The organism is Pseudochrobactrum asaccharolyticum (genome assembly GCF_003314995.1).
Lineage (GTDB): Bacteria > Pseudomonadota > Alphaproteobacteria > Rhizobiales > Rhizobiaceae > Pseudochrobactrum > Pseudochrobactrum asaccharolyticum.
In genome coordinates, this window is sequence record NZ_QNRH01000001.1 from 22,550 (window position 1) to 34,665 (window position 12,116).

Annotated in this window: 8 protein-coding genes and 1 pseudogene; 6 read left to right on the forward strand and 3 right to left on the reverse strand. The window is 50.4% G+C overall.

All coding sequences use genetic code 11. From position 1 onward, the window contains the following. Window positions 1–330: 330 nt before the first annotated feature. Entirely contained in the window at window positions 331–942 is a 612-nt protein-coding gene (locus DFR47_RS00120) for an outer membrane protein (protein WP_113942414.1), read from the reverse strand. 964 nt (window positions 943–1,906) lie between these two features. Between DFR47_RS00120 and DFR47_RS00125 the strand changes: the two genes are divergently transcribed. From DFR47_RS00125 to DFR47_RS00145, 5 genes and pseudogenes are all read left to right on the forward strand, one after another. Then, window positions 1,907–3,700, forward strand: coding sequence for an acyl-CoA dehydrogenase C-terminal domain-containing protein (locus DFR47_RS00125; RefSeq protein ID WP_113942415.1), 1,794 nt, complete (start codon window positions 1,907–1,909; stop codon window positions 3,698–3,700). A gap of 55 nt (window positions 3,701–3,755) precedes the next feature. Next, window positions 3,756–4,964, forward strand: coding sequence for an acetyl-CoA C-acetyltransferase (locus tag DFR47_RS00130; RefSeq protein WP_113942416.1), 1,209 nt, complete (start codon window positions 3,756–3,758; stop codon window positions 4,962–4,964). Between the two features lie 14 nt (window positions 4,965–4,978). Continuing rightward, entirely contained in the window at window positions 4,979–7,195 is a 2,217-nt protein-coding gene (locus DFR47_RS00135; RefSeq protein WP_113942417.1) for an FAD-dependent oxidoreductase, read from the forward strand. A gap of 123 nt (window positions 7,196–7,318) precedes the next feature. After that, window positions 7,319–7,546: pseudogene (locus tag DFR47_RS00140) on the forward strand (helix-turn-helix domain-containing protein); the annotation flags it as partial. Between the two features lie 149 nt (window positions 7,547–7,695). Continuing rightward, window positions 7,696–8,586: a thermonuclease family protein gene (locus tag DFR47_RS00145; RefSeq protein WP_113942418.1), complete on the forward strand. Its 891-nt coding sequence runs from the start codon at window positions 7,696–7,698 to the stop codon at window positions 8,584–8,586. Between the two features lie 54 nt (window positions 8,587–8,640). On the opposite strand, the gene DFR47_RS00150 is transcribed toward DFR47_RS00145, so the two are convergent. After that, window positions 8,641–10,290 (reverse strand): lysine--tRNA ligase, encoded by a 1,650-nt coding sequence (locus DFR47_RS00150; protein WP_113942419.1) that lies wholly within the window; start codon window positions 10,288–10,290, stop codon window positions 8,641–8,643. 312 nt (window positions 10,291–10,602) lie between these two features. Here DFR47_RS00150 and DFR47_RS00155 point away from each other — a divergent pair, with 312 nt between their 5' ends. Further along, entirely contained in the window at window positions 10,603–11,010 is a 408-nt protein-coding gene (locus DFR47_RS00155; RefSeq protein WP_113942420.1) for a tellurite resistance TerB family protein, read from the forward strand. A 40-nt stretch (window positions 11,011–11,050) separates the two neighbouring features. Here the strand turns inward: DFR47_RS00155 and DFR47_RS00160 are convergent, their stop codons facing one another. Then, window positions 11,051–11,938 (reverse strand): transporter substrate-binding domain-containing protein, encoded by an 888-nt coding sequence (locus DFR47_RS00160; protein WP_113942421.1) that lies wholly within the window; start codon window positions 11,936–11,938, stop codon window positions 11,051–11,053. Window positions 11,939–12,116: the final 178 nt, after the last annotated feature.

Below are 12,116 nucleotides of genomic sequence, written 5' to 3' on the forward strand. Positions count from 1 at the left end.
GGGCGGTGAAGCAAAACTTTTTGCTTGGTGATGTTGAGTGATCACACGAAACACAGATTTTGCCGTAATCACACTTTTGTCGAAACGTGGTAAATAAGCGGTTAACTTTAGAGTTAATTATTAATTTTATATTGGATGAATAATAACTCGGAGCTTTTTTTGAAGCAAAAAGCACGAAGGAAAACAGGTCGTATAAGCCTGCTTTTTTAGCTGTGATGCAGCTGTTGTGTATTCATCAATGGCATGGCTGGCATGCAGATAAAGAAAAACCCTGCCTCTATGAGAGGCAGGGTTTTCAATTTTAATCCCGATCTTTAGCAGATCAGATGATTAGAACTTGTAGTTTACACCGATGCGAACTTCGTTAACTTTGGTTTTGAAGTTACGATTGTTTACATCAGAGGTTGGGAAGTTAATATCTGTCAAACGAACGCCGTTTTTACCGAAGTTCTTGTGCAGGTATTCACCTTTAACAGTCCAGTTATCGGTAACTGCATATTCAAGACCAGCACCAGCTGTCCAGCCAGTTACAGTTTTCTTGTTTGAGTCTTCAAATGCGCCAACTTTAGTGCAGCCGCCAATTGTTGTGCCTACACGAGCAGTGTCACAACCAAGAGAATACTTTGTCTGACCCCAAGCAAAACCACCTGTTACGAATGGCAAGAAGCGATCTGCAGCATAACCAAGACGTGCACGAACTGTACCGTTTGTGCTCAGCTTATCTGAACCGTAATAAGGATCGTTTACGTTGGCACCGCCCCAGTTTTTCTTAACTGAACCGAAAGAAACGTCAGCTTCAGCACCGAGAACAACATTGTTGTCGAACTGCCAGTTATAACCAGCCTGCAGACCGCCGAAACCACCTTTGGTTTTTTGTTCGTTTGCATTTGGGTTGTGTACGTCGTGCGAACGACCCCAACCGTAGCCGGCATGCGCACCAATATAGGCACCGGTCCAGCTGAATGCTTAATATTCAACTGGTGCTGGTTCCGGAGCAGAAACGATTGCGTCTGCGGCGAATGCCTGACCGGACAGAACAGTCATGGCGAGAAGAGCTACGATTTTTTTCATATTCGAAATCCATGAGTTAGAAATTTGAACTGACAATAGCGTGATAAAAATTAATGGCCAACTATAAAACTAGGTTTAGAATTGGTTAATCTTTACTTGCGAGTTTGCTAAAATACCTTTATTTTTCAGAATCTTAATCGACTTAACATTTTGAAATCAAATTATTGAAGGAAAATCAAAATGTTAAATTATTCGCTCATTGAGTAAAGTGAGATTGAGAAAAACTCTTTAATCGTGGCCGACAAATATACTCCTTAATTTCAAGGGGGCGGTTGTTGCATAAATACATCGCTTTTAAAGCCCGGCTGTCATTTTACCTGCGTGAGTTGTGCATATTTGCCGGTGAAATGACTGCAAATTGGGAATCGTTTCCTGTCAAAGGGCGGGGCGAGCCTGTAAATCTGCGTTTTTTTTGAAGTGTGGCTTTTAATTCCTCTAGCCCAAAACACTTTTCAGTAAAATTTAGATGCTTTGATTGATTTTGACGTTTACGCAAACGTCAAAATTTACTAGGCTGTATGATAAAGGTGCCGGATTTTCATCTGAGGTGTCATATTAAGATCGGTTCTTGCGGAAATACGCATAATATAGCCACATAAGGTGATAGGCTGTATTCTGATAAGCAGGAACTGTGTGCGGCCAGCCGGAGAGGGGATGGTCAGCAGTAGCAGGCTTTTTATGACTGAGAAGGGAGCGGCACCACAGAATACTGCTCAGTCTGTGTTCTGAATGTTTGAATGAGGCAACATGCGGATAAGTGCGCCTGATGTTTCAGGCGCCTTCATCCGATACCGGCAGAGCACCGTTCTGCCGTCGTCAAACTTGGAGGAAGTGCATGCCAGTCTATCGCGCGCCGGTTCGGGATACGCAATTTATTCTCAATGAGGTCTTGGGCGTACAGAGTCGCAATGATTTGCCGTCCTATGCAGAAATGAGCAACGACACTGTTGAGGCTATTTTGCAGGAAGGCGCAAAGCTCGCCGAGCAGACCCTGTTTCCTGTCAATTATAGCGGTGACCGTGAAGGTTGCGAGCGCCTGCCGGATGCTTCCGTTAAGGTACCACAGGGTTTTAAGGAAGCCTATGATCAATATTGTGCCGGTGGCTGGGTTGGTCTTGCCGCACCGGAAGAATTCGGCGGTCAGGGGCTGCCTTATCTGCTGCATGCAGCGGTGGGTGAATATATGTCATCCGCCAATATGGCACTGATGATGTATCCGGGGCTGACACAGGGCGCGATTGCCGCAATTATCACCCATGGTACCGACGAGCAGAAACAGACTTATCTGCCAAAGATGATTGAAGGTCGCTGGTCCGGCACCATGAATCTTACCGAACCGCATTGCGGTACGGATTTAGGCTTGCTGCGCACCAAAGCTGTGCCGCAGGCGGATGGTTCCTACAAGATTACCGGCTCGAAGATTTTCATCTCTGCCGGTGAACACGGCATGACCGATAATATTATCCATCTGGTGCTGGCGCGTATTGAAGGCGCACCGGAAGGCAATAAAGGTATTTCGCTGTTCATCGTGCCGAAATTCAATCTTGATGCCAATGGCGAAGCGGGTACGCGCAATGGCGTGACCTGCGGTTCTATTGAAGAAAAGATGGGCATTCACGGCAACTCAACCTGCGTGATGAATTATGATGAGGCAACCGGCTTTCTGATCGGTGGTGAAAACAAAGGCCTGCGCGCCATGTTCACCATGATGAATGAAGCGCGTCTCGGCGTGGCATTGCAGGGACTGTCGATTGCTGAAACGGCCTATCAGAACGCTGCTGACTATGCCCGCGAGCGTTTGCAGGGACGTGCGCTGACCGGTGCCGCCTATCCGGATAAAAAGGCTGATCCGATCATCGTGCATCCGGATATCCGCCGTTCGCTTCTGACCATCCGTGCGTTTAATGAAGCAGGCCGTGCGCTGTTGCTGTCTACCGCTTTGCAGTCTGACATTGCCCATTACAGTGGCGATGAAGCTGTCCGCGAATTGGCTGATGATCATGTCGGCCTGTTGACGCCGGTGCTGAAAGGTGTGTTGACCGACAAAGGCTTTGACCATGCGGTCATGGCACAGCAGGTGTTTGGCGGCCACGGCTATATTGAAGAAAACGGCATGAGCCAATATGTGCGCGATGCCCGTATCACCATGATTTATGAAGGTGCCAACGGCATTCAGGCGCTTGATCTGGTGGGGCGCAAACTGCCTGCCAATGGCGGTCGTGCCTTGATGGCCTATTTCAAGGAAATCGGCGACTTCTGTGAAGAAAACCGCGCTGATGAAGCGCTGTCTTTCTACACCAAACATTTGAAGAAAGGCCTGAATGACCTGCAAACCGCATCCATGTGGCTGATGCAGAATGCCATGGCCAAGCCGGATAATGCGGGCGCTGCCTCAACAGATTACATGCATCTCTTTGGTCTGGTCGCTTTCGGTTATATGTGGGCGAAAATGGTCAAGGCCGCACAGACGAAGCTGAATGCCGGCGATGGTGACAAAGCCTATTATGAGACGAAACTTGTCACAGCCCGTTTCTATATGGAACGTATTATGCCGGAAACGCAGTTGCGTTTAGCGCGCATTCAGACCGGTGCCGACACACTGATGACACTGCCGGAAGATGCCTTTTAAGAACCGCTCAACAGCGTGTTTTGAAGGCTTATAAAGTTTGGGAGTTAAATGAACTATGACAGACGCTTTTATTTATGATCATGTGCGCACACCGCGCGGACGCGGTAAAAAGGATGGCAGCTTGCATGAAGTGCCTGCCGTGCGCCTTGGTGCTAAAGTGCTGGAAGCTTTGCGCGATCGCAATGGCATTGATACGGCCAAAGTCGATGACATTATCTTCGGCTGTGTTGATCCGGTTGGTGAAGCCGGTGCGGTTATTCCGCGATCAAGCGCTTTTGAAGCGGGCTATGATTTCAAAGCGCCGGGTATGCAGATTTCGCGCTTCTGTGCCTCCGGTCTGGATGCCGTTAATCTCGCCGCAGCCAAAATTGCCGGTGGCACTGATGAGCTGGTGATTGCCGGTGGTGTGGAAAGCATGTCCCGTGTCGGTATGGGGATGTCCGGCGGTGCATGGTATATGGATCCGTCGGTGGGCTTTCCCGGTTGGTTCATGCCGCAGGGCGTATCCGCTGATCTGATCGCCACCAAATATGGCTTCTCCCGTGAGGATGTGGATGCTTATGCGGTGGAAAGTCAGCGCCGCGCAGGCGAAAGCTGGAAAAAAGGCTACTTCAAAAATTCTGTCATTCCCATCAAGGATATCAATGATCTGACCATTCTTGACCATGACGAGCATATGCGCCCGACCACTGATCTGGCAGCGCTTTCCGGCCTTAATCCGTCTTTCGTGATGCCGGGAGAAATGGGCGGCTTTAATGCTGTCGGTATTCAGGCGCATCCTGAAGTTGAAACCATTAATCACGTGCATCATGCCGGTAACTCCTCAGGGATTGTCGACGGTGCTGCAGGGGTGCTGGTCGGCTCCAAACGCGCAGGCAAGATGCTGGATATCAAACCGCGCGCCCGCATCCGTGCCTTCACCAATATCGGCTCCGATCCGGCATTGATGCTGACCGGCCCTGTGGATGTGACAGAAAAACTGCTTGAACGTGCAAAAATGAAACTCTCGGATATTGATCTGTTCGAGCTGAATGAAGCTTTTGCGGCAGTGGTGCTGCGTTACATGCAGGCCTTTAATATTCCGCATAGCAAGATCAACGTGAACGGCGGTGCGATTGCTATGGGGCATCCTCTGGGTGCAACCGGCGCGATGATCCTCGGCACCGTGCTTGATGAACTGGAACGGCGTGATCTCAATACAGCACTGGTTACCCTGTGTATAGGTGCGGGTATGGGCACGGCAACCATCATTGAGCGTGTGTGAGGGAGGGTAGTCCAATGACAAATTACAAGAATTTCAAAGTTGAAACCGGTGCAGACGGTATTGCAGTTGTCACATGGAATATGCCTGACAAAAGCATGAATGTGCTGACCGAAGAAGTGTTGACAGAGCTCGATAAGATCATTGATCAGGTTGTGGCAGACAGCACGATTAAAGGCGCGGTGATCACATCGGGTAAGGATACATTCTCCGGCGGTGCCGACCTTACCATGATGCAGAAAATGCTCAGTGTTTTCAAAACAGAGCAGAAGCAGGATGCTGAAAAAGCTGTCCAGAACCTGTTTGATAATGTCGGACGAATGACCGGCCTGTATCGTAAGCTGGAAACCTGCGGCAAGCCTTGGGTCTCGGCAATTAACGGTACCTGCATGGGCGGTGCGCTGGAACTGTCGCTGGCCTGTCATGGCCGTGTGGTTTCCGATGCGGAAGGCGTGAAACTGGCGCTTCCGGAAGTTAAAGTCGGCCTGTTTCCGGGTGCCGGTGGTACGCAACGTGTGCCGCGTCTGGTCAACCAACAGGACGCGTTGCAGATGATGACCACCGGCTCGAGCCTGACCGCTGCGCGCGCCAAAGGCATGGGGCTGGTGCATGAGGTGGCTCCGGCGAAGAAGCTGGTTGAAACTGCTAAAAAGATGATCCGCAACGGTTTGAAGCCGGTGCAGCCTTGGGATGAGAAGGGCTTTAAACTGCCGGGTGGTGCGATTTATTCCGCAGCCGGTGCCAATCTCTGGCCTGCGGCAACGGCTATTCTGCGCCGCGAAACATCCGGCAATTATCCGGCGGCACTGACCATTCTCAAATGCGTTTATGAAGGTCTGCTGGTGCCGTTTGATACCGGTCTGAAGATTGAGCAGCGCTATTTCACGCATATTCTGCAGACCACAGAAGCCCAGTCGATGATCCGCTCATTGTTTGTGTCTTTGCAGGAGCTGAACAAAGGCGCACGTCGCCCAGAAGGCATCAAACCAACCAAGTTCAAGAAAATCGGCGTAATCGGTGCCGGTTTCATGGGCGCTGGTATTGCTTATGTTACTGCCAAAGCCGGTATTCCGGTGGTTTTGATCGACCGTAATCTGGAAGCCGCGGAAAAAGGCAAAGCTCATTCTGCCGATCTGATTGCCAAAGAGATGCAGAAAGGCCGGATGACAGCAGAAGATAAAGACAAGCTGCTGGCATTGATTACGCCATCTGCCGATTATGCGGCGCTAGATGGTGCCGATCTGGTAATTGAAGCTGTTTTTGAAGATCGCGGCGTCAAGCAGGCGGCAACCGAACAGGCAGAAGCGGTGCTGGGGCAGAATGCAATTTTTGCATCCAATACTTCAACCCTGCCGATTACCGGTCTTGCCAAAGTCTCACAGCGTCCGAAAAACTTCATCGGTTTGCACTTCTTCTCACCTGTTGATAAGATGATGCTGGTTGAAGTGATTATGGGCAAGAAGACGGGCGAAAAGGCGCTGGCAACGGCACTGGATTATGTGCGTGCCATCAAGAAAACGCCGATTGTCGTCAATGATACGCGCGGTTTCTACGTCAATCGTTGTGTACTGCGTTATATGTCTGAAGCCTATAATATGCTGGTGGAAGGCGTGCCGCCAGTAATGATCGAAAATGCCGCTAAAATGGCCGGTATGCCGGTCGGGCCGCTGGCACTCAATGATGAGACAGCGATTGATCTGTCGCAGAAAATTCTCAAAGCCACGCTGGCTGATCTGGGTGACAAGGCCGTTGATCCGCGCCATGTCGAACTGGTCAATACGCTGGTGGATAAATATGACCGCCTTGGCCGCAAAAACGGCAAGGGTTTCTATGATTATCCGGCACGACCTGCCAAAAAACACCTTTGGCCGGAACTGAGTACACTTTATCCGCAGCAGGATGCAGACAAGGTGGATGTGGAAACTCTCAAGCAGCGTTTCCTCGTCACTATCGCTCTGGAAGCAGCCCGTGTGATGGAAGAGGGCATTGTGACCGATCCGCGTGAGGCCGATGTCGGCTCCATTCTTGCTTTCGGTTTTGCACCTTATACCGGTGGTACATTGTCTTATATTGACGGCATGGGTGCCAAGGCATTTGTCAAACTGGCGAAGAAGCTGCAGAAAGATTACGGTACACAATTCAAGGCACCGAAACTTCTGACAGATATGGCTGACAGCGGTGAAACTTTCTATCAGCGTTTCAATCCGTATAAGCCTGCTGATAAGGCTGCCTGATCATTCATTTTTATCAACAGTCATATAATGGCGCGGACATATCCGCGCCATTTTCGTTTTTATTGATATTCTGATATAGGGAGAGGCTACGAAAGTAAGGATTTTATTCCTTGGGATGGGCTGATGTTTACCCATGAAGAACTCTGGTCAGCCATTGATATGGTGGCAAAGCGGGCGCAACTGACGCCATCCGGTCTGGCACGCCGTGCCGGTCTTGACCCGACGACATTTAATAAATCCAAACGTTTTTCCGCAGATGGCAGACCTCGCTGGCCATCCACAGAGTCTCTGGCAAAAATTCTTGAGGTAACAGAGATAGATGTTATGACATTCGCGCAATTGTTGGGTGGCGAAAAATACTCTGAGCGCACTCCCAAAAATGTGAAGCAGTTACCGGATTAATCTTCGCAAAAAACATAGAATGGTTTCAACGTTTCACTATTAACTGAAGGTGTTCTATAACGCGCAGCACATAAAGCGGACGATAAACAGGAGTAAGTATGCGTAAACCGGCGACCCTTCGTACAATTTTGCCGCCGATCCTCGCCTTTGGTGTTGGAGCAACCCTGTTCGCTGCCTATGTCGCACCATTTTATGGCGCGCTTGATCATGACGCCGGTAATGGCGATACAGCCATTGTTGTTGAGAATTTTGATCTGCCGGAAGATATGCCACCGGAAAGACTGCCGTCCGGCACACTCGCGAATGAAGAGCCTAACACGGATAATCCTTTGCCGGATGCATCAGACGCAGTGCAGGATCAGCCGCTGGAGCGTGTAGAACCACGCCCTCCATTGAGTGAGTTGGGTCTGGCGTCGCCGGTGCAGGAAAAGCCTGAACCCGCACCTGCCCCTGAAGATAAGGCCGCAGAAGGCGGCTTGTTTTACCGCCCTGTGGCTTTGGCCGCAGGCAGGCTTGCTGTCGGTAACCGCACGATTGAGCTGAACGGTATTGATATTGTTGAGCCGGATGCCTCTTGTGCCGATATTAACGGCGATGTTTGGCAATGTGGTATGCAGGCACGCACTGCATTCCGTTCATGGTTGCGCGGGCGGGCAATCAGTTGTGATCTGCAAGGCACTGATCCGCAAGAGGAACTGATCCGTACCAGCTGTACCTTGGCCGGAACTGACGTTGCCCGCTGGCTTGTTGAAAATGGCTGGGCGAGAGCGACATTTGGCGGTCAATATGCTGATAGCCAGACACAGGCTGAGAAAATGCTGCTGGGCGTCTTTGGTCGCAAGCCTGTGACTGCAATGCCTGAGCCTTCGGATACTGCGCCAGAGACAATGATACCACTGTTCCCGCAGGATAATGCTGCACCTGAACAAGCGGCGCCTGCACAACCGGCCGCACCGGATTTGCCGTTTCCACCGGCACCACAACAATAAATACAAAAAAGCCGCGTCTCAGAGAAACGCGGCTTTTTCTTTTCATTTGAAGTCTCAGGCGCGCTTGAGTGCTTCCGCAATCAGGCCGCGTGTTTCATCAATACCGTAGAGTGCAACGAATGAACCGAAGCGCGGGCCGCGTTCCTGTCCGATCAGCACTTCATAGAGCATCTGGAAGAACGAGACAGAAACACCAGGGCCGCCGTCAGGGCTCTTCTTATTGTGATCCTGATAGCGTTCGATAACGCGGGCAACATCCAGAATAGCATTCTGGATTGTGGTGCCGTCAGCAGCCTTATCGAGAGCAGCCAATGCTGTATCCAGATCACGCAGAGCCTGCTGTTCAACTTCATCCGGTGCGCGGAATTTCTTGCTCGGCTTCACGAAATCATTGAAGTAGCGGATGGCATATTCCACCAGAGCATTGAGCTCCGGATGGGTTGCCGGAGACGCACCCGGTGCATAGCGGGAAATGAAGCCCCACAAGGTGCTGGCATTTTCCGCATTGGATGCACTGACAAGGTTCAGCAACATGGCAAACGGCACCGGCAGATCAACCTTCGGCGGATTGCCGTAATGCTGATGCCAGACCGGATTGTTGAGGCGTGCTGCCCAATCCTGCTTTTCATAGGCTGCCAGATAGGTGAAATACTCATCTACAGCTTTCGGGATCACGTCGAAATACAGCTTTTTCGCTGTTCTCGGCTTCTGGAACATATAGAGGCCGAGACTTTCGGTCGGTGCATAGGTCAGCCATTCGTCAATGCTGATACCGTTGCCTTTTGACTTGGAAATCTTCTGACCGAGATCGTCGAGGAACAGTTCATAAACGAAATGTTCAGGCGCGCGACCGCCAAGAATTTCACAAATCTTGTCATAGATCGACTGATTGGTCTGGTGGTCTTTACCAAACATTTCAAAGTCAACGCCAAGGGCTGCCCAGCGCATGCCGAAATCCGGCTTCCACTGCAGTTTCACATTACCGCCGGTGACCGGCAGAGTGGTTTCCACGCCGTTTTCATCGTCGAAAGTGATGGTGCCGGCTTTCGCGTCAACCTTCTTCATCGGTACGTAAAGGACACGACCGGTGGACGGGGAGATTGGCAGGAACGGGCTGTAAGTAGCGCGGCGCTCTTCACCCAGTGTCGGCAGCATGACGGCCATAATGTCGTCGTAACGCTCTACGGCACGCAGCAACACTTTGTCAAAGCGGCCGGACTTGTAATAGTCGGTCGCACTGGCAAATTCATAGTCAAAGCCGAAAGTGTCGAGGAAGCGGCACAACATAGTGTTGTTGTGGTCGGCAAAGCTCTTGAAGTCACCGCCGAACGGGTTTGGCACTGCTGACAAAGGCAGCTGCAGGGACGGCTCGAGTGCTGCGCGATCCGGCACATTGTCCGGAATTTTGCGCATGCCATCGAGATCATCCGAGAAACAGATGAGCTTGGTTTTGACTTTGTCTTCTGTCAGCACGCGGAATGCATGGCGTACCATGGATGTACGTGCAACTTCACCGAAAGTACCGATATGCGGCAGGCCGGACGGGCCATAGCCGGTTTCGAAAATCACGACTTCAGGAAAGCCGGTTTTCTCGTACCGTTTTATGATTTTCCGCGCCTCTTCAAAGGGCCACGCTTTCGCCTGTGCTGCTGCCGCAATCAGGTCGGGCGCAAGGTCGATGTGGTTTGAGCGGTCGGTTGTCATAATATCTTTCCTGATAGGAGGTGTTGATTAAAATATCCGCACTTTTTACCGGTACGGATAGACAGGTCTATGGTGAGATGCGGGTTTCGTCAATGCGGCGCAACGCTTTCTTTGCCGCCGCTGGGGGATATCATGTGCTTTCTGTGAAAGCCAAGGTGATATGACACGCTTTCTGTGAAAACGGGGGGAGCGTAATACAAAAATGATGGGGGTTGCGGGCATTATCCATAGGCTTAAACACAATTGAACACTTGTTAAGCGCTATAGAATAGTCTCAATCTTATATTTCAGACCATGCAGGAGTTCTTGGAAATGAAAATCACGCCGCAGGATGCGCTGATCTATATTATGGTAACGGTTTCAGCTGCGGATACGCGGATGACAGATGCAGAATTGTCTTCCATTGGCAATCTGGTACGCCGTTTGCCGGTTTTTACCGGTTTTGATGTGGATACTGTGCCGGAAATTGCAGAACGTTGCTATGAGCTGCTGACCAAAGATGATGGTTTGGATCGCATTCTGGATATTGCACATCAGGCATTACCGGAAAAACTCTATGAAACAGCCTATGCGCTTGCGGTTGAAGTGGCGGCAGCCGATCTGCATGTTGAGCAGGAAGAGCTGGAGTTTTTGCAGCTGATGCGTGACTTGTGGAATCTGGATGAGTTGAGTGTTGCTGCGATTGAGCGCAGCGCTCGTGTGCGCTTCCGCAAACTTTGATGCATTATCGGGCGCGTCTGGTGATAAACGCGCCTTTTTTTTAATAAAATCCGACCGGAAAATAGCGCAGATATAAATCATCCAGCACGCCTTTGCGCTCCAGTGCGGTGAGGGCGTTATTGAAAGCAAGGCGCAGATCTGCATCCTGTTTGCGTAAGGCAATCGCCATGCCTTGCCCTAAGAATTCCGGTGCCGGATAAGCGCCGCCGACAAAGTGGCAGCATGCGCCGTTAGAATTATCTGAAGCGCTGGCAGGATTCATGCGGAGCGACAGGCTCATCGCATCTCCGAAAATCAGCTGAACTTTACCATCCTGTAGCCCCTTATAGAGCAACTCGCTGTTGTTATAGGGTGTGATTTTGGCTTTCGGGAAATAGGTTTTTAACAGGGCTTCATGAGCGGTATCTGCTAGGACGCCGACATTTTTGCCGTCCGGAGAGAATGAAGCGGGGCTGCTCTGCTCCGTTTTAACGGCGACAAAGCGGGCGGGTAAGCTGAAATAAGCGCGGGTGAAGCTTAGAGTAACTCGTTTCTCCCGATCCGGCATCAGTCCGGCAACCAGTGCATCTGTTTCATTGTTGCGCAGCGCTGGCAGCAATTCATCCCATGGCCGTGCTTCGATCTGACAGCGGCTGGCAATTGATAATTCCTGACAAATGGCGCGGATCAGATCAATATTATAGCCGCTGAGCCGTCCTTGTGGTGTGAGACTGTTAAACGGTGCGAAATCCGTGCCGGTCAGAAAGCGGATCTGGCTTCTTTGTGAAATATCCGGCTTTGCCGGTTTCTGATCATCGCCTGCGAGGTAGGGGGAAGCGCTCTGGGCTGAAGCCATGCCGCTTGCCAGCAAAAACATACCTGCAAAGATTGTTGTTGGGGCAGATTTTAGCATTTGACGAAATGAGGTGCGGACGGATGAATTGCGCATGAGGATCCAGTATCTCGTCTGATTATCTTATGAAATATGCAGAGTATAAAACAATCTGAAACGCATGGAAGGGGTCTGTAATTTATTTATTATATTTTCCTTTAGAGTATTAAAAATTTAAATATTAATTGGATTTGAAATTTTGGATAAGATATTTTTTACAGTTGTTATTTTTGCG

What these genes read in the sequence shown, in the direction of transcription:
- DFR47_RS00145 (WP_113942418.1), top strand. Translation starts at nt 7,696, where the DNA reads ATGCGTAAACCGGCGACCCTTCGTACAATTTTGCCGCCGATCCTCGCC.
- DFR47_RS00160 (WP_113942421.1), bottom strand. Translation starts at nt 11,938, where the DNA reads ATGCGCAATTCATCCGTCCGCACCTCATTTCGTCAAATGCTAAAATCT.
- DFR47_RS00155 (WP_113942420.1), top strand. Translation starts at nt 10,603, where the DNA reads ATGAAAATCACGCCGCAGGATGCGCTGATCTATATTATGGTAACGGTT.
- DFR47_RS00130 (WP_113942416.1), top strand. Translation starts at nt 3,756, where the DNA reads ATGACAGACGCTTTTATTTATGATCATGTGCGCACACCGCGCGGACGC.
- DFR47_RS00150 (WP_113942419.1), bottom strand. Translation starts at nt 10,290, where the DNA reads ATGACAACCGACCGCTCAAACCACATCGACCTTGCGCCCGACCTGATT.
- DFR47_RS00125 (WP_113942415.1), top strand. Translation starts at nt 1,907, where the DNA reads ATGCCAGTCTATCGCGCGCCGGTTCGGGATACGCAATTTATTCTCAAT.
- DFR47_RS00135 (WP_113942417.1), top strand. Translation starts at nt 4,979, where the DNA reads ATGACAAATTACAAGAATTTCAAAGTTGAAACCGGTGCAGACGGTATT.